Here is a 17,357-nt window from a genome sequence, read left to right as displayed (position 1 = left end):
GCGGCAGCACGCGGGCGGGTGGAGAAGTCCGGCTACAACGGCACGAGCCGCACGCCCGGCCCGCACAGCTTTCCCATGTCGTCCTCGTCGGAGGTGAAGAGCACGACGCCTCCTGGCTGCCGCCCCGCGATCACTGCGAGGGCCGCGTCGATCGCGTACTTGTGTCCGTGCAAGCCGGTGTCCTGGAGGAGGGTGACGGCGGCATCGGCTACGTCCCGCGTCACGGGCTCCACCACGACCCGCGACATCGCCCAGGTCCAGGCGGCGCGCTTCACCCGGGAGTGATACGCCTCGATCAGGGTCATGGAACTGGTCACGACGCGGATGCCCGAGCGGTGGGCGTCCTTGAGCCGCGCGAGCATCACCCGCTCGCCCAGGACGGCCCGCGACAACGCCTCGCAGTCCAGCACGTAGCAGGACGGCACCATCAGCTCGCCCTCCTCCGCTGGTTCCCGGAGGCCGCGCCCTGCTGAGCGAAGTGGCGCTCGAGCTCCCTGCGCTCAGCCTCCGCCGCGGCGAGTTCGTCATCGGTGACGGGGCCGTGCTCCTCCTCCAGCCACGCCACGAGTTCCCCGAGCCGGTCCTGCTCCCGCTGATGCTCTATGGCCCGCGTGACATAGGCGCTGAAGCCGCCCGACCCGACCTCCTGCCGGATCTCCTCGGCGAGCTCCTCCGGCAGCGTCACGGTGTACTTCTTCGTTGCCATACCACTTACCATACCGGACCTGAGCGTCCCCGGCCCGGCGGAATGCGCCGCTGGTCCGGGCGCGCGATAGTGGTTCCGGCGGATCATCGGCCGACTCGAAAGTCCACTCCAGCGGGAAGGCGGCGACATGCCCGGCGAGCAACCGCAGACCTACGAGACCCTCGACGAGCGGTTCCGGACGGGACGCTGCCAGGCCGGGGACTCCCAGCTGGAGACGCTCTTCGAGGGGTGCCGGTGGGCCGAGGGGCCGGTGTACGTGCCCGCGGGGCGGTATCTCGTCTGGAGCGACATCCCGAACGACCGGCTGCTGCGCTGGGACGAGACCACCGGGTCCGTCGGGGTGTTCCGGTCGCCCGCCGGGTTTCCGAACGGCAACACCCTGGACGGGCAGGGGCGTCTCATCACCTGTGAGCAGGGCAACCGGCGGGTGACCCGGACCGAGCACGACGGGTCGGTCACCGTGATCGCCGAGCGGTTCCGGGGGAAGCGGCTCAACAGCCCGAACGACGCCGTCGTGAGGTCGGACGGGTCGGTCTGGTTCTCCGACCCCGAGTTCGGGATCGCCACCGACTACGAGGGGCATCGGGCGGAGAGTGAGATCGGGGCCCGGAACGTGTACCGGGTGGACCCGGGCAGTGGGGAGGTGCGGCTGGTCGCCGACGGGTTCCAGGGGCCCAACGGCCTGGTGTTCTCGCCCGACGAGAGGCGGCTGTTCGTGTCCGACAGCCTCGCCAACCACATCCGCGTCTTCGACGTCCGTGAGGACGGGACCCTCGGCGGCGGAGACGTCTTCGCCGAGTGCGCGAACGGCATCTTCGACAACATCCGGTTCGACGACCAGGGGCGGCTGTGGGCCGCCGCCCTGCACGGCGGTGTGCACTGCTACGACCCCGACGGCACGCTCCTCGGCCGTGTCCTGGTGCCCGGCACCGTCGCCAACATCCGGTTCGGCGGCGCCCGGCTGAACCGGATGTTCATCGCCGCCGACACCGTGCTCTACTCGCTCGTCATGTCGGTCACCGGGACCTCTCCGCTCCCCCTCAGCCGGTGACCGCCTTCCGCAGCGCCCCCTTCACGACCTTGCCGCTCGCGTTGCGGGGCAGCTCGGCCACGAACTCAACCGATCTCGGGACCTTGTAGTTCGCCATCTCCCGGCGGGACCAGGCGATCAGGTCGTCGCCGGTGAGCAGTGCTCCCGGCCGCCGGACGACGTAGGCCCTGCCGACCTCGCCCAGCCGGGCGTCGGGGACGCCGATCACGGCCACGTCCGCCACGTCCGGGTGGAGGCCCAGGAGCTGCTCTATTTCGGCGGGGTAGGCGTTGAAGCCGCCGACGATGAACATGTCCTTGAGACGGTCGGTGATGCGCAGGTTGCCCTCGGGGTCCAGGACGCCGATGTCGCCCGTGCGCAGCCAGCCGTCCTGCCGCAGCACCTCGGCGGTGGCCCGCTCGTCCTCGTGGTAGCCCTTCATGACGTTGAAGCCGCGGACCTGGACCTCGCCCGGCGCGCCCGGCGGCAGGGGCCGGCCCTCGGGGTCCGCGACCCGTACCTCCGTGCCGGGGATGGCCCGGCCCGACGTCGAGGCGATGACCGCCGGGTCGTCGCCGCGGCGGCACATCGTGACGACGCCGCCGGCTTCGGAGAGGCCGTAGGCCGTCAGGACCGTGCCGACGCCGAGTTCGGTGCGCAGCCGCTCGACGAGCCGCAGCGGTACCACCGCCGCTCCCGTCACCACCAGGCGGAGTGCCGACAGGTCGTGCGCGTCCCGGGCCGGGTGGTCCAGGAGGGACTGGAGGAGGGTCGGGGGGCCGGGGAGCACCGAGACCCGTTCCGCGGCGATGTTGGCCAGGACCGTGTTCACACTGAACACCGGCTGGGGGATCATCGTCGCGCCCCGCATCAGGCAGGCCAGCACCCCGGCCTTGTAGCCGAAGGTGTGGAAGAAGGGGTTCACGATGAGGTAGCGGTCGCCCTCGGTCAGGCCGGCCAGATCGCTCCAGATGCCGTACGCCCGCAGCGACTGGGTGTGGGTGATGACCGCGCCCTTCGGGCGGCCCGTGGTACCCGAGGTGAAGATGATGTCGGAGGTCCAGGGGCCGTCGACCGCGTCCGCCCGTGCGCGCACGTCGCCCGAGCCCACTCCCTCCCCGCTCGCCAGGAAGTCCTTCCAGGTGAGGAAGTCGGCGGGGGCGTCCTCCGACAGCACCACCACGCGCTCCAGTTGAGGCAGTCCGGGCAGCGGGCCGGGGCCGCCCGGGCCCTCTCCGGCGGCCCTGCGCAGGGACGCCACGTAGGACGTGCCGAGGAACGTGCCGGTGACGAAGAGCAGCCGGGTGCCGCTGCGGCGGAGCACGTCCGCCGCCTCGGCGCCCTTGAAGCGGGTGTTGAGCGGCACGAGCACCGCGCCCGCGGAGACGGCGCCCAGGGCGCTGACGATCCAGTCGAGGGTGTTCGGCGCCCACACGCCGACCCGGTCGCCCGGTCCGACCCCGTTCGCCAGGCAGGCCGCCGCGGCGCGCTCCACGCGGGCGCCCAGTTCCGCGTAGGTGATCCGGGTACGGCCCTCGACGACCGCCTCGACATCCGCGTACCGCTCGGCCGCCGCCCTCACCAGACGCGGGATGGTTTCCCGTTCCGTCTCCGCTCGCACAGCAAGCCTCCCGGGAGCAGAAGAACCGACGAAGAGCTGACTGACCGTCAGATTAGCTGTAATCTGACGACCTGTCAGCGAACCGTTCGGGCCGGAGGTGCGCGCACATGGCAGCAGGAGCAGCAGGACCGGCCGGCCTCAAGGACGCCACCGCCATCGTCGGCATCGGCCAGACGCCCTTCGCCAAGCGGCTCCCCGAGGACGAGCGCACCCTCGCCTGCCGTGCCGTCCTGGCGGCCCTCGACGACGCCGGGATCGCGCCCGGCGAGGTCGACGCGCTCGCCTCCTACACCATGGAGGAGACGGACGAGGTGGAGCTGGCGAAGGCCTGCGGCTTCGGTGACCTCACCTTCTTCAGCAAGGTCGGGTTCGGGGGCGGCGGTTCGTGTGCCACCGTCGCCCATCTCGCCGCCGCCGTCGCCACCGGGCAGGCGAGCGTCGGGGTGGCCTGGCGGTCGCGCAAGCGGGGCAGCGGGCCCCGTCCCTGGACCAACACCACCGTCCAGCTCCCCACCCCGGCCCAGTGGACCCGGCCGTACGGTCTGCTCAGGCCGGTGGACGAGATCGCCATGCTCGCGCGTCGCTACCTGCACGAGTACGGGGCCACCCGGGACCACCTGTTCAACGTCGCCCTGGCCTGCCGCAACCGGGCCAACCAGAACCCCGCCGCGATCATGTACGACCGGCCCCTCACCCGCGAGATGTACATGACGTCCCGCTGGATCAGCGAGCCGCTCTGCCTCTTCGACAACTGCCTGGAGACGGACGGGGCGCTGGCCTGCGTCGTGGTCTCCGCCGAGCGGGCCCGGGACTGCCGTCGGAAACCCGTCTACGTCCACTCCGCCGCCCAGTCGCTGCCCGCCCAGCACCACGGCATGGTCAACTACTGGAACGACGACCCCCTCACCGGCCCGGCCTGGAGCGCCGCACGGCATCTGTGGAAGCACTCCGACCTGACCCCTCAGGACGTGGACGTCGCCCAGATCTACGACGCCTTCACCCCCCTGGTCCTGCTCTCCCTGGAGGGGTACGGCTTCTGCGGGCGCGGGGAGGGCGGGGCGTTCACCGAGGGCGGGGCGCTGGAGATCGGCGGGCTGCTGCCCGTCAACACCGGCGGGGGCGGGCTGTCCGAGGCCTACGTGCACGGCTTCAACCTCATCAACGAAGGGGTGAAGCAGCTGCGCGGGACCAGTACCGCGCAGGTGCCGGGCGCCTCGTCCTGTCTGGTCACGGCCGGTGAGGGTGTGCCGACCTCCGCCCTGCTGCTGAGGAGTTGAGGAGCTACCGATGCTGCGTCCCGTCACCGACGCCGACGGCGCCCCCTTCTGGGAGTACGCCGCCCGGGGCGAACTCCGTGTCCAGGCCTGCGCCGGATGCGGCGAACTCCGCTTCCCGCCCCGGCCCTGCTGCCCGCACTGCCAGTCGTTCGAGGCCGAGTGGCGGCTGGTGTCGGGGGCCGGTCGTGTGTGGTCGTACGTCGTCCCGCATCCGCCCCTGCTGCCGGACTACGCGGAGCTGGCGCCGTACAACGTGGTCGTCGTCGAGCTCGACGAGGCGCCCCGGATCCGGCTCGTCGGCAACCTCGTCGCCGGGCCCGGTGAGCCGCTCGGCTCCCTCCCGGCGGAACGCCTGCGCATCGGCGCCCGGGTGCGGGTCGCCTTCGACGACGGCCTGCCCCGGTGGGTTCCGGAGCGGTCATGAGCGGTGTGGTCGTCGTCCGCACGGACCCGGACAGCGGGGTCGCCGTCGTCACGCTGAACCGGCCCGACCGGCTCAACGCCATCGACCTCGCCATGGCCGGCGAACTCGTCTCCGTGTGGCGGGCGTTGCGGTTCGACGACTCGGTGCGGGCCGTCGTCCTCACCGGAGCCGGTGAGCGCGCCTTCTGCACCGGGATCGACCGGAACGCCGTCGTACCGCAGCCGAACTCGCCGTTCGCGCAGGACGATCCGCTGCTCGGCGTGGGGCCCAAGGCCAACGACCTGTGGAAGCCGGTCGTCGCCGCCGTGCGCGGGATGGCCTGCGGGGGTGCCTTCTACCTGCTGGGCGAGGCGGAGTTCGTGGTCGCCGACACCACCGCGACCTTCTTCGACCCACACACCACCTACGGCATGGTCAGCGCCTACGAGTCCGTCCTCATGGCGCAGCGCATGCCCTACGGGGAGGTCGCGCGGATGGCGCTCATGGGGACGGCCGAACGGATCTCGGCCCGGCGGGCGTACGAGACCGGGCTGGTGTCCGAACTCGCGCCGGAGGGCGAGGCGCTGGAGGCGGCGATCGCCTGTGCCGCCGTCATCGCCGGGTATCCGACGCAGGCCGTGCAGGGGACGGTGCGGGCGCTGTGGGCCGCGAGCGAGGCCGGGCGGTCCCGGGGCGTCGCGCAGGCACCGCATCTCATCGCACTCGGGAACGCGCCGGGTGAGCGACAGGCCCGGCTGTTCGCGGAGCGGGGGCGGGGACGGGAGTACCGGCTGCGCGAGTGAAAACCGTTGGCACCTACACGCGTATGCTCGACGGGTGGTTGAGCATCGGATGATCGACGTGAACGGTATACGGCTGCACATCGCGGAGCAGGGCGAGGGCCCGCTCGTGGTGCTGCTGCACGGCTTCCCGGAGTCCTGGCACTCCTGGCGGCACCAGTTCGGGCCGCTGGCCGAGGCCGGTTTCCGGGTGGTCGCTCCCGACCAGCGCGGGTACGGAGGCAGCGACCACCCCGAGGACGTGGCCGCGTACAGCATCCTCCACCTGGTGGGGGACGTGGTCGGGCTGGTCCACGCGCTGGGCGAGGAACGGGCGTTCGTCGTCGGGCACGACTGGGGAGCCCCGGTGGCCTGGCACACCGCGCTGCTGCGGCCGGACGTGGTGCGCGGGGTGGCGGGGCTGAGCGTGCCGCCGCCGTTCCGGGGCGGTCACCCGCCGCTGAGGACCATGCGGGAGCGCTTCGAGGGACGCTTCTACTGGAACTACTTCGAGCGGCCGGGCGTCGCCGAGGCCGAGTTCACCGCGGACACCCGCACCACCCTGCGCAAGCTGCTGTACTCCGCCTCCGGTGACGCGCCGGGCGCCGGGCGCCCCGAGCAGGCCCTGGTCGACCCGGAGCGCGGCTGGCTCGCGGACGCGCCGGACCCCGAGGTGCTGCCCGAGTGGCTCACCGAGGAGGACCTCGACCTGCTCACCGAGAGCTTCACGCCGGGCTTCACCGGCGCGCTCAACTGGTACCGCAACCTGGACCGCAACTGGGAGCTGACCGCCCCCTGGCAGCAAGCGGTGGTGTCCTCGCCCGCCCTGTACGTGTACGGCGACCGGGACCTGGTCCCGGCCTTCCCGGGCACGCCCGAACTGATCGAGAAGCTGCCCGAGTTGATGCCCGGCCTGCGCCGCAAGCCGCTTGTGCTGCCGGGCTGCGGCCACTGGACGCAGCAGGAGCGGCCCGCCGAGGTGAACGAGGCGCTGCTGGAGTTCCTGACGGAGCTGCGGGACTGACGCCGCCGGAGCGGGAGGACGACTCGGCCGCGATCATTCGTCACGGCCGCCTCACCGCGTGCGACCGGCACGCACCCGGCGTAGCGTCATCGGTGGAGGCGGTGAACGGGCCGCCCCCCGATGAACGACGGCCGCCGTCCGAACCCTTCCGTGTGCCGGTACGACGGCCGTCCCCGGTGTTCAGGGGCCCTCGCGCCATGAGCGCCCCGGGCGGGCACGGTGAAAGGAGCCGCTCAGGCGGTGCGCGCCGTGCCCGTGCCCTTCTCCGCGTCCAGCGCGTACACGCAGCGGTCCTTGCTGCACGCGTACACCACCCCGTCCTGGACGACCGGGGAGCCGGTGATCTCGCCGCCGGTGGCGAGTTTCCAGCGCAGCCGGCCGTCGTCGGCCTTCAGGGTGTAGAGCAGGTGGTCGGTGGAGCCGAAGTGGATCCGGCCCTCGGCCACCGAGGGGGCGCCGACGATGTCGCCGCCCGCCTGGAAGCGCCACTTGGGTGTGCCGGTGACCGCGTCGAGGGTGTAGAGGCCCTTGCCGCTGCCCACGTGGACGTGGCCGGCGGCGACCAGGACCGGGTCCACGGAGGCGCGGGACTCGGTGGCGATGCGCCAGCGGTCACGGCCGTCGGTGGCGTCGAGGGCGTAGACCGTGCCGAGGTAGTCGGCCAGGTAGATGCCGCCGCCGGTGACGGCCGGGCCGGGCACGAAGGTGGGCGGGGAGAGGAAGACGGCCGGCGCCTCGAAATGCCACTTCACGTGCCCGGCGGCCACGTCCAGGGCGAGGACGCGGGTGCCGGCGCAGACGTAGACGTAGCCGTCGGGCGCCTGGGTGACGCGGACCGGGACGCCGCCGCAGGAGGCCGCGTCGCCGATCGGGTACGACCAGCGCTCGTCGCCGGTGCGGGCGTCCAGGGCGCGCAGCCGGGCGTCCTGCCACACGTAGACCGTGCCGTCGTGCAGGGCGGGTCCGGCCTCCGGGGACTCGAAGTCGGTCTGGCAGCCGGTGATCTCCCAGAGCTTCTGCCCGTTCGAGGCCTCCCAGCCCTGGACTCCGCCGCCGCGGGTGCCGGTGACGACGGTGCCGTGGCCGGCCTTGAGGGAGTAGACCCAGGCGTCCGTCTGGAAGCGCCACAGGTCGCCCCCCTCGCGGGCGTCCAGGGCGAACAGGGTGGGGCCGTCGGAGGCGTGGATACGGCCGTCCGCGACCGCCATGGACCAGGCGACGTCCCGGGTCTTGAAGCGGCGGCGGCCGGTGGCGACGTCCAGGGCGTGCACCTCGAAGGACGTGACGTAGACCAGGTCGTCGGCGACGGCGGGGGTGCCCCAGACGTCGTTGGACATGCGGAAGCGCCAGGGCCGCCAGCCGCCGGGCTGCTCGGGCGGCGCGGCCGGGGCCGGGGGCGCGGCGACGGCAGGGCCGACGGCGGGGTCGGTGCCGTTGACGCCGGGGCGGTGCTTGGCCCAGGAGGCGGCGAGGGCGGCCTCCGGAGGGGGTGCTTTGACGGCGGCGGCACGGATGTCGGCGACGCGCGGGCCCGGACCGATGGGTACCTGGGCGCCGGCCAGCCGCACGGGGCCGGTGTCGGGGCCCGTGGGGGCACCTCCCTGCTCGGGCGAAGCCGAGAGCTTGGGGGAAGGGGCGGCCACGGACGCGGCGGCGGGCACGGGCGCCGGAACGACGGGGTCGTGCGAGGGCGGGGGCGGGATGGGCGCGGGGCCGGGGGCCGGGCGTCCGCCGCCGCTGCGGCCGGCGCCGGGGGCGGGCTTGCCGGCCGGGCGGCCGTTGCGGCGGGGGTCGATCAGGCCGACGGCCCGTTCCGGAAGCCACGCGGAGGCCGTGCCGCTGTCGTCGGAGCCGGAGCCGAAGAGGTGGGGGGCGAGCTGGGCCTGGAGGTCGGCCGGGTTGGGGCGGGCCGTGGGGTCCATCTGCATACAGGACTCGATGAGCGGACGCAGCTCGTCCGGGAGGCCCTCCAGGTCCGGGCCCTCGCGCAGCAGCATGAAGACCGTCTCCACCGGGTTGGCGCCGTGGAAGGGCGGGTGTCCGGTGGCGGCGAAGACCAGCATGGAGCCGAGGGAGAAGACGTCGCTCGCGCCCGTGACGCTGCGGGAGTCCTTGGCCTGCTCGGGGGACATGTAGGCGGGCGTGCCGACGGCGACGTTCGTCATCGTCAAACGCGTGTTCGAAACACCCGACGCGATCCCGAAGTCGATCACCCGGGGGCCGTCCTCGACGACGAGGACGTTCGACGGCTTGAGGTCACGGTGGACGAGCCCGGCGCCGTGGATGGACTGGAGCGCCTCGGCCACGCCGGCGGCCAGCCAGCGCACCGCCTGGGCCGGGAGCGGCCCGCACTCGTTCACTATCTCCTCGAGGGAGGGGGCGGGGACGTAGGCGGTGGCCAGCCACGGCACGGCGGCCCGCGGGTCGGCGTCCACGACCGCGGCCGTGTAGAAGCCGGAGACGGCGCGGGCGGCCTCCACCTCACGTGTGAAGCGGACCCGGAACAGCTGGTCCTCCGCCAGCTCCGTCCGGACGGTCTTGATCGCCACACGCCGGCCGGACGCCGAACGCGCGAGATAGACCAGCCCCATGCCGCCGGCACCCAGCCGTCCCAGCACCTCGAACGGCCCGATCCGCCGCGGATCGTGCTGCGTCAGCTGATCCACCACTCTGCCTGCCACCTCCCCGTACGAGCCGCGCCAAGCCACATGTTCCACGCGACCCCGTGCAGCGTCTCACCACCGCACCGCCATGGCGGCACGCACCCCGATTCTTCCTGGCCGGAGCCGTGGTTGCGAACCCGGTGGCAATTGGGATGTCTCGGGGCATAAGCAATTAAACAATGACCAAACAGTGATCATCGCAGAGACCATCCGGTGCCCGCTCAGCGGTGCAGCAGCGCGAAGGACGCCCCCTGATTGTCCGTGACGACGGCGACCGTGCCGTACGAGGCCCCGAAAGGCGGGGCCTGGACGCGGCCGCCGAGCCGGGTCACGTCCTCCAGCGCGGCCGGTACGTCCTCGACGGCGAAGTGGACGAGGAAGTGGGGCGGCATCTCGGCCGGGAACACGTCGGAGACCGGTGCCCGGCCGAAGTCGGGCTCGGCGTCCGGCCCGAACAGGGCCTCCTGGAAGAGGTCGCCGTAGAAGGCGTTGGCCGCCTCGGTGTCCCGTGCGTAGAGCTCGGCCCAGGCGAAGGTGCCCGGCTCGTGCCGCCTGCCGAAACCGGGGTGCTCGCCGGGCTGCCACAGCGCGAAGACGGCACCCTCGGGGTCGGTGACCAGGGCGGTCACACCCAGCTCACCGGCCGGCACCGGCGACGAGATGACCTGACCGCCGGCGTCCCGGACGCGCCGGGCCAGGGCCGGGGCGTCCGGGGTCGCGAAGTACACCGTCCATACGGTGGGCAGCCGGCCGTCCATCTTGCGGACCAGCGCGGCCACGGGTTCGCCGTCCTTCAGAGCCCGCGTGAAGGGGCCGAACCAGTCCTCGAAGGCCCATCCGAAAAGTTCACCGTAGAACCGCTTGCCCGCCTCGACGTCGGGAAGCTGCGCGTCCACCCAGCAGGGGACGCCCTCTGCGTACACCGATGCCCTGTTTTCGGCCATGCCGCCAACGTAACCGTGACGGCCGCAGCCCGCAGACCAGGCACACCAGGCTCCGTACTTCCTTACACCCCATTTGCAGTCGGCCGAATCGCGCCCAGATCACGCCTCGGTAAGCTGACGTCATGACAGGACAAGTGCGTACCGTCGACGGCCGCGTGGCCGGTCGGCGTGGGCAGGCGACCCGGCAGAAGCTGCTCGACTGCCTCAGCGAGATGCTCAGCTCCTCCCCCTACCGGGATGTCAAGGTCATCGATGTCGCCCGGAAGGCGGGGACTTCGCCCGCGACCTTCTACCAGTACTTCCCGGACGTCGAGGGCGCCGTCCTGGAGATCGCCGAGCAAATGGCGACCGAGGGCGCCGCGTTGACCGAGCTCCTGGAAGGCCGCTCGTGGGCCGGCAAGGCGGGCTGGCAGACGGCGCAGGAACTGGTCGACGGGTTCCTCGAGTTCTGGCGCCGGAACGACGCGATCCTCCGGGTCGTCGATCTGGGCGCCGCCGAGGGCGACAAGCGCTTCTACAAGCTCCGTATGAAGATCCTCAACTCGGTGAACAACTCCCTCGCGGACGCCGTCGCCGAGCTCCAGGCCAAGGGCAGGGTCGACAAGGACGTGAACCCGGCGGCCGTCGCCGGCTCGCTGGTCGCGATGCTCGCGGCCGTCGCCTCCCACCAGAAGGGCTTCTCCTCCTGGGGCGTGAAGCAGGCCGAACTGAAGCCGAACCTCGCGATGTTGGTGCACCTGGGCGTCACGGGCAGGAAGCCGACGAAGTAGCCCCGGCCCGGCCTCTTTCACATACCCAAGTCCTGTCTGGCAGGCGGCGGTCCACCCGAGTGGGCCGCCGCCTGTGCTTTTCACCGCCGCACGAGCCTGAACACCCGGATCTCCCGGTCCACCCGCGCCTGGTACGCCGCGTACGGCGGCCAGAACGCCAGCACCGCCTGCCATGCCGCCGCCCGCTCCTGCCCCTGGAGCAGCCGGGCCGTGACGGGGATGTCCCGGCCCTTCCAGCTGATCTCGGCGTCCGGGTGGGCGAGCAGGTTGTGGCTCCAGGCGGGGTGCCCGGGCCGTCCGAAGTTGGACCCGACCAGGATCCAGCTGCGCCCGCCGTCCTCCGGCATGCAGGCCAGCGGCGTACGGCGCGGCTGTCCGCTCCGCGCCCCGGTCGACGTCAGCACGACCCCCGGCAGGAGCTGCGCGCTGAGCAGCATCTTTCCCCGGCTGAGCCGGTGCACGGCCCGGTCCAGGGCCGGGAAGACGTACGGTGCCACCCGGGCGAACCCGCGGGTGGACGACACCTTCTGCACGAACCGCACGCCCTTCACCGGCCGGCCTCCTCGAAGACGTGCGCCGCGTCGGCGGCGTGCGCCCGCAGCCGGTGCACCGGCCCGAACAGCAGCTCGTCGCCCGCGGCACGCTTGAAGTACAGGTGAACCTCGTGCTCCCAGGTGAAACCGATGCCGCCGTGCAGCTGGATCCCCTCGGCGGCGGCCGAGCGCAGCGCCTGGAGGGCCTGGGCGAGGGCGAGCCCGCCGGCCGGCTCCCCGCGGGCTTCCCGGGCGGCGGCCCAGGCCGCGTGGTACGCCGCCGAGCGGGCCGCCCGCACCCGCACGTACACATCGGCCAGCCGGTGCTTGACCGCCTGGAAGGACCCGACCGGCCGCCCGAACTGCTCGCGCTGCCCCACGTACTCCACGGTCCGCTCCAGCACCCGGTCGGCGGCCCCCACGGCCTCGGCGGCCAGACAGGCGGCCGCGGTGCCGCCGAGCCGGGCGAGGGCCGGAAGGATGTCGCCACCGTCCTCACCGAGCAACTCGGCTTCCGCGTAGCGCAGTTGGACCCGACCCTGTGGACGGGTCGCGTCCAGCGTGGTCTGCCGTACGCGGGTGAGGCCGGTCGCGTCGCCGCGTACGAGGAAGAGCAGGACGCGGGAGCGGGTGAACCCCCCGGCGTGCGCGGCGACCAGCAGCAGATCCGCGCTGTGCCCGTCGAGGACCTGCTCGACCTGCCCGTACAGCCGCCAGCCCCCGTCCACCCGCCGGGCCTGCACACCTCCCGCCCGCCCGCCGCCCGCCCACTCCCCGTTCCGGTCGTGGCCGGTGAGCGCGAGGGCGGTGGTGAGGGCTGGGCCCGGTACGGCGAGGGCGGCGGTGAGCCCGCCGGAGGCGATGCGCGGGAGGAGGCCGGACCGCTGGGTGTCGGTGCCGAGGGCGAGCAGCAGGGGTGCCGTGAGCACCGCCGTGGCGAGCAAGGGCGAGGGGGCGAGCGCCCGGCCCGTCTCCTCGCAGGCCAGGGCAAGCTCGGTGACCGAGCAGCCGACACCGCCGTAGGCCTCCGGGAGGGCCAGTCCGGGCAGGCCGAGCTGTTCGGCGAGGGCGGTCCACAGGGCCACGTCGTGCCCGGCCGGGGTGTCGACGGCGGCCCGCAGCTCCTGAGGGCCGCACCGTTTGTGGAGCAGTTCGCGCAGGGTGCGGCGGATCTCGTCCTGTTCGGCGGTGAAGCGGGCGTCCATGGGGGTACCACCTCCGCATCTGACGGTTCGTCATATTAGGGCGGAGGGGCGGGGAAGCCCAGACTCCTGCTGCCGTGCTTGCGCCCGGCTATATCTGATGTACCGTCAGATTCATGGTGGCCCGGAGGAAAGTGGCCGTCGTCGGCGCGGCCCTCGCGGACTGCGGCCGGGTGGACGACGCGACCCCGTACACCCTGCACGCCCAGGCGGCCCGCCGCGCCCTGGCCGACGCGGGCCTGGACCGGTCACTGGTCGACGGCTTCGCCTCCGCCGGGCTGGGCACCCTGGCCCCCGTCGAGGTCGCCGAGTACCTGGGCCTGCGCCCCACCTGGGTCGACTCCACCTCCGTCGGCGGCTCCACCTGGGAGGTCATGGCGGCCCACGCGGCGGACGCGATCGCGGCCGGGCACGCGCGGGTGGTGCTGCTCGCCTACGGCTCGACGGCCCGCGCCGACGTGAAGGCGGGCCGCCGCACCGGAACACTGTCCTTCGGCACCCGCGGCCCCATGCAGTTCGAGGTCCCGTACGGTCACACCCTGATCGCCAAGTACGCCATGGCGGCCCGCCGCCACATGATCGAGTACGGCACGACGATCGAGCAGCTGGCGGAGGTGGCGGTCCAGGCGCGGGCCAACGCGGCGCTGAACCCGGAGGCGATGTTCCGCACCCCGGTCACGGTGGACGAGGTCCTGGCCGGCCCCATGATCGCGGACCCCTTCACCAAGCTGCACTGCTGCGTCCGCTCCGACGGCGGGGCGGCGGTGCTGCTGGCGGCGGAGGAGTACGTACGGGACTGCCGTACGACACCGGTGTGGGTGCTGGGCAGCGGGGAGTACGTCTCGCACGCCGCCATGTCGGAGTGGCCGGACTTCACGGTCTCCCCGGCGGCGGTGAGCGGCCGGCTGGCCTTCGAGCGGGCCGGTGTACGGCCGGACGAGATGGACCTCGCGGAGATCTACGACGCGTTCACCTACATGACGCTGGTGACGCTGGAGGACCTCGGCTTCTGCGGGAAGGGCGAGGGCGGCGCGTTCGTGGAGAAGGGGCGGCTGCGGGTCGGGGGCGGGGGCCTGCCGGTGAACACCGACGGGGGCGGTCTTTCGGCTCAGCACCCGGGGATGCGGGGGTTGTTCCTGCTGGTGGAGGCGGTGCGGCAGTTGCGGGGGGAGGCCGGGGAGGACCGGCAGGTGCGGCGGGGCGACGGGACGCTGCCACGGCTGGCGGTCGCGTCCGGCACCGGCGGGTGGTTCTGTTCGTCGGGGACGGTGGTGCTGGCGGCGGGATGACCCCGGTTGTGCGCAGGACGACTCGGGGGAACACCGGACGCCCGCGGGGGCGTTGGGATGTTCCGAACGCCGACCGCCCTGTCGAAGGAGACCGGAATGGCCCTGACCCGTGAAGAGCGTGAGCAGTTCCTGGCAGAACCCCACATCGCCGCACTGGCCGTCGACGCGGGACCGGGCCGGGCCCCGCTGACCGTGCCGATCTGGTACCAGTACGAGCCGGGCGGCGACATCTGGATCATGACCGGTCTCGACTCCCGCAAGAACGAGCTGATCAGCGCGGCGGGGCGGTTCTCGCTGATGGTGGACCGGCTGGAGCCGACCATCAGGTACGTGTCGGTCGAAGGCCCGGTGGTCGACACCTCCCCCGCCACCCTGGAGCAGCTCCGGGAGATCTCGGCGCGTTACCTGCCCGCCGAGAAGGTCGAGGGCTATGTGGACTACTCCTGGAAGAACCACGGCGAGATGGTGGTGCTCCGCATGCGGCCCGAGCGGTGGGTGTCGGCGGACCTCGGGCAGGTATGACGAGCCCCGGGTGACAATCGGGGGATGGCAACCGATCTTCACGAGCTGCTGAGGTCACTGCGGGTCTGGGACCCGGAGGTCACCGAACTGCCGCCCTTCGACCCCGAGGCCGCCCCCGCCACCCCGCTGGAGCTCTTCACCGAGTGGTTCGCCGCGGCGGTGGCGGCCGGGCAGTCCGAGCCGCACACCATGTCGCTGGCGACCTCGGACGGGTCCGGCCTGCCCGACGTGCGGATCGTGATGCTGCACGGTGCGGACGGGACCGGCTGGTCCTTCGCGTCCCACGCCGGCAGCCGCAAGGGCCGCCACCTCGCCGCCCGCCCGTACGCCGCGCTCGGCTTCTACTGGCCGGTGCTGGGCCGGCAGGTGCGGGTGCGCGGCCCCGTGTCGGCCGCCCCGTCGGCCGACGCCCAGGGCGACCTCCACGCCCGCTCGACGGGCGCGCTGGCGGCGGCGCTGACCGGGCGGCAGAGTGAGGTCCTCGGCTCGGTGGAGGAGCTGGCACGGGCCTCCGAGGCGGCCTGGGAGCGGGCCGCGCGGGAGCCGGCGACACCGGTGCCCTCGTGGACGCTGTACCGGCTGCGGGCCGAGGAGGTGGAGTTCTTCCAGGGCGACGAGGCGCGGCGCCACGTGCGGCTCCGCTACCGGCGCGCGGAGCAGGGGTGGACGCGGGAACTGCTGTGGCCCTGAGGGACGGCCGGGCTCGCCGTCAAACCGTGCTCAGGGCGGAGAACAGGAAGTAGACGGAGAACGCCATGGCCGCCACGAACAGCGTGACGCCCGACCAGATGTACCGGTCCAGGAGACGCAGCCGACGGTCACGGAACTCGCGGAAGCCGCTCTCGTCGGTCACGGTGGCCAGGGTGGGCACCAGCGCCAGGATGAACGTCACGGCGGCGAGCAGGAAGAAGACCATGGGCAGCACGCTCAGCTGACCGCTGAAGGAACCCGAAATCCCTTCGTGACCCACATAGTTGAGCACTGCCACATAGATGGGGATGGCGCCACTGCTGGTGGTCAGCATGACCCGGCAGAAGTCGAGTGCCGTCGCGCGTGACGCCTTCTGCCACTCGGCACGTTCGCCGCCGCTCTCCTGGGCCGCCACGGTCCCCGCCGCCGGCCCGGGCTCGGGGAGCGCGGCGCTCATAGCGGCGCCCGACAAGGGATCGACGGGGCCCAGGTAGGACTCGTTCTCGCGGAGTTCCAGCTCGACGGCGATCGGCCCACCCGTCGTCGGGCAGGTCAGGCCGGCGCTGGACGCGGCACCTCCGAAGGTGAGAACGGCACGTCGGCCGAAGCCCAGCGTGAACCGGTGCCGCTCGGCGCAGTGTGGGCACCGCTCGACGACGTACTGCTGAATGCGGGCAATGGGAATCGACGGATCTGCCACACTTTCATGTTATCTGGCGGATAACGTATTTCGATGGAAGAAATCCTGTTCTCCGGTGCCGGCCCGCTGCAACGAGAGCCGGGCCGGGCGGAGTTGACCCAGCAGGGCACGGAGGCGGCGGAGGCGGCAGATCCATCGGATCCCCGCGCAACGGCCCGCGCCGTGCCACGGTCACTGGGTGTCGAGATCCTGGAAGCGGCGTTCGCGAAGTTCTCCAGCAGCCCGGAGGCGCAGGGGCTCTACGGCGACCCGCAACGGGGCGCCACGCTGGAACAGAGCTGGCGCACCGCTGGTCTGCTGTCCGGTATGCATCCCGTGTGCCTCCTCGCAGCCGGGCGCCCCGAGGTGCCGACCGCCGCGATCGAGCGCGTGATCGTCTTTTCCCCGGCAGACCTGGTCGACCTCCTGGCACGGGCCCTCATCGCACGGCACGCCAGGGGGATAGCCGTCCACGTCTACGACGGCCGCTCCGGACACTGCATCAACCTGGTGGCCGCCGACGACGAGTCGATCCTCTTCCACGACCCCTGGCCGGGCCGCTCCCTGCTGTGCCGCGAGAACAACGCGGCAGGCGTGGACGTGGCGGAGCAGGGGAACCGCTGGGTCATCTCCAGGGCTGATCTCGCCAAGGTCGTTTTCTCGGCCTTCCTGTGGCCGTCGGAGTGGGGCGACCTCGCCGGGGAGCCCACCCGCGTGCCGTACGCGGATCTGCGAGGCGGCGACTTCTTCGATTTTTTCCACGTGCGGGAGACGGCAGACGGCCGTACGACCGAGGCGGGCAGAACGGAGGTGCGCCTCAAGACCGGCGGCTTCCAGGAACACGTGGACCTCACGCTCGACCTGGACGCGCGTGAGCGGGTGACCCGAGCGGAACTGTGGCTGCGCCGGGAGTGGATGGCGAACCTCAACCCGTTCGCGAGAGACATCGCCAAGAGCTTCGTGGGCGGTTTCGTCACCGAGCGCGGTGGCGAGCGGGCCTCCCCGATCGTCGAGCTGCTCTGGAATCTGGGCAGACTCGACGAGGCCACCGGCCACCGCGTGCTCACGGACGACGCTCCGGAGTGCGCAATCGTACGAGCTTATCTCGGCGTCCAGGAGCGGGCCTTCGCCGCGCTGGCGACCGAGACGCTGAACGCCGAGAACACCGAACGCGAGGGCTCCGCCTGGTTCAAGCTGACCCTGACCTTCTGGTGAGACACCTTGG

General features: G+C 72.3%; 18 protein-coding genes. 10 read left to right on the top strand and 8 right to left on the bottom strand.

All coding sequences use genetic code 11. The features are described 5' to 3' along the window. Window positions 1–32: 32 nt before the first annotated feature. Window positions 33–428: a hypothetical protein gene (locus IE97_RS0112015; RefSeq protein ID WP_030236533.1), complete on the bottom strand. Its 396-nt coding sequence runs from the start codon at window positions 426–428 to the stop codon at window positions 33–35. Next, window positions 428–706, bottom strand: a complete 279-nt coding sequence (locus IE97_RS0112010; RefSeq protein ID WP_037834573.1) for a hypothetical protein — start codon at window positions 704–706, stop codon at window positions 428–430. Before IE97_RS0112010 ends, IE97_RS0112015 begins: the two co-directional genes overlap by 1 nt. Window positions 707–833: 127 nt before the next feature. Between IE97_RS0112010 and IE97_RS0112005 the strand changes: the two genes are divergently transcribed. Next, a complete protein-coding gene (locus IE97_RS0112005; RefSeq protein WP_030236521.1) occupies window positions 834–1,757 on the top strand; it encodes an SMP-30/gluconolactonase/LRE family protein in 924 nt (307 codons plus the stop codon). Here the strand turns inward: IE97_RS0112005 and IE97_RS0112000 are convergent. Continuing rightward, window positions 1,747–3,357, bottom strand: coding sequence for a FadD3 family acyl-CoA ligase (locus IE97_RS0112000; protein WP_030236518.1), 1,611 nt, complete (start codon window positions 3,355–3,357; stop codon window positions 1,747–1,749). The two genes, IE97_RS0112005 and IE97_RS0112000, sit on opposite strands and share 11 nt — an antisense overlap. A 107-nt stretch (window positions 3,358–3,464) precedes the next feature. Here IE97_RS0112000 and IE97_RS0111995 point away from each other — a divergent pair, with 107 nt between their 5' ends. From IE97_RS0111995 to IE97_RS0111980, 4 genes are read left to right on the top strand one after another with little or no spacing between them, the layout of a single operon-like run. Next, a complete protein-coding gene (locus tag IE97_RS0111995; RefSeq protein ID WP_030236515.1) occupies window positions 3,465–4,634 on the top strand; it encodes a lipid-transfer protein in 1,170 nt (389 codons plus the stop codon). Window positions 4,635–4,644: 10 nt separating this feature from the next. Beyond that, window positions 4,645–5,058 carry a Zn-ribbon domain-containing OB-fold protein gene (locus IE97_RS0111990; RefSeq protein WP_030236512.1) on the top strand — a complete coding sequence of 138 codons (414 nt, stop codon included), beginning with the start codon at window positions 4,645–4,647 and terminating at the stop codon, window positions 5,056–5,058. Next, window positions 5,055–5,840, top strand: coding sequence for an enoyl-CoA hydratase/isomerase family protein (locus IE97_RS0111985; RefSeq protein WP_030236509.1), 786 nt, complete (start codon window positions 5,055–5,057; stop codon window positions 5,838–5,840). The genes IE97_RS0111990 and IE97_RS0111985 overlap by 4 nt, the downstream gene beginning before the upstream one ends. 49 nt (window positions 5,841–5,889) lie before the next feature. Further along, window positions 5,890–6,840: an alpha/beta fold hydrolase gene (locus tag IE97_RS0111980; protein WP_030236505.1), complete on the top strand. Its 951-nt coding sequence runs from the start codon at window positions 5,890–5,892 to the stop codon at window positions 6,838–6,840. 233 nt (window positions 6,841–7,073) lie between these two features. Here the strand turns inward: IE97_RS0111980 and IE97_RS0111975 are convergent, their stop codons facing one another. Both IE97_RS0111975 and IE97_RS0111970 read right to left on the bottom strand, forming a co-directional pair. Beyond that, on the bottom strand, window positions 7,074–9,509 hold the full coding sequence (locus IE97_RS0111975) for a PQQ-binding-like beta-propeller repeat protein (protein WP_030236501.1): 2,436 nt from the start codon (window positions 9,507–9,509) through the stop codon (window positions 7,074–7,076). Between the two features lie 215 nt (window positions 9,510–9,724). Further along, on the bottom strand, window positions 9,725–10,447 hold the full coding sequence (locus tag IE97_RS0111970) for a VOC family protein (RefSeq protein WP_030236497.1): 723 nt from the start codon (window positions 10,445–10,447) through the stop codon (window positions 9,725–9,727). Window positions 10,448–10,569: 122 nt separating this feature from the next. Between IE97_RS0111970 and IE97_RS0111965 the strand changes: the two genes are divergently transcribed. Next, entirely contained in the window at window positions 10,570–11,217 is a 648-nt protein-coding gene (locus IE97_RS0111965; RefSeq protein WP_234310735.1) for a TetR family transcriptional regulator, read from the top strand. Between the two features lie 80 nt (window positions 11,218–11,297). Here the strand turns inward: IE97_RS0111965 and IE97_RS0111960 are convergent, their stop codons facing one another. Together IE97_RS0111960 and IE97_RS0111955 are read right to left on the bottom strand one after the other, a co-directional pair. Next, complete coding sequence (locus IE97_RS0111960) at window positions 11,298–11,768, bottom strand: nitroreductase family deazaflavin-dependent oxidoreductase (protein ID WP_030236490.1); 471 nt, start codon at window positions 11,766–11,768, stop codon at window positions 11,298–11,300. Next, window positions 11,765–12,955: an acyl-CoA dehydrogenase family protein gene (locus IE97_RS0111955; protein WP_030236485.1), complete on the bottom strand. Its 1,191-nt coding sequence runs from the start codon at window positions 12,953–12,955 to the stop codon at window positions 11,765–11,767. Before IE97_RS0111955 ends, IE97_RS0111960 begins: the two co-directional genes overlap by 4 nt. Window positions 12,956–13,068: 113 nt before the next feature. Between IE97_RS0111955 and IE97_RS0111950 the strand changes: the two genes are divergently transcribed. From IE97_RS0111950 to IE97_RS0111940, 3 genes are all read left to right on the top strand, one after another. After that, window positions 13,069–14,241 (top strand): thiolase C-terminal domain-containing protein, encoded by a 1,173-nt coding sequence (locus IE97_RS0111950; protein WP_030236482.1) that lies wholly within the window; start codon window positions 13,069–13,071, stop codon window positions 14,239–14,241. A 96-nt stretch (window positions 14,242–14,337) separates the two neighbouring features. Beyond that, window positions 14,338–14,763: a pyridoxamine 5'-phosphate oxidase family protein gene (locus IE97_RS0111945; protein WP_030236477.1), complete on the top strand. Its 426-nt coding sequence runs from the start codon at window positions 14,338–14,340 to the stop codon at window positions 14,761–14,763. A gap of 24 nt (window positions 14,764–14,787) precedes the next feature. Continuing rightward, entirely contained in the window at window positions 14,788–15,453 is a 666-nt protein-coding gene (locus IE97_RS0111940) for a pyridoxine/pyridoxamine 5'-phosphate oxidase (RefSeq protein WP_030236474.1), read from the top strand. A 19-nt stretch (window positions 15,454–15,472) separates the two neighbouring features. On the opposite strand, the gene IE97_RS0111935 is transcribed toward IE97_RS0111940, so the two are convergent. Beyond that, a complete protein-coding gene (locus tag IE97_RS0111935; protein ID WP_030236471.1) occupies window positions 15,473–16,153 on the bottom strand; it encodes a hypothetical protein in 681 nt (226 codons plus the stop codon). A 33-nt stretch (window positions 16,154–16,186) separates the two neighbouring features. On the opposite strand from IE97_RS0111935, the gene IE97_RS0111930 reads away from it, so the two are divergent. After that, complete coding sequence (locus IE97_RS0111930) at window positions 16,187–17,347, top strand: hypothetical protein (protein ID WP_030236468.1); 1,161 nt, start codon at window positions 16,187–16,189, stop codon at window positions 17,345–17,347. Window positions 17,348–17,357 lie beyond the last annotated feature (10 nt).

Origin of the sequence: Streptomyces sp. NRRL S-455, from assembly GCF_000717875.1 — a bacterium.
GTDB lineage: Bacteria > Actinomycetota > Actinomycetes > Streptomycetales > Streptomycetaceae > Streptomyces.
This window is presented reverse-complemented; position numbering and strand designations above follow the sequence as displayed.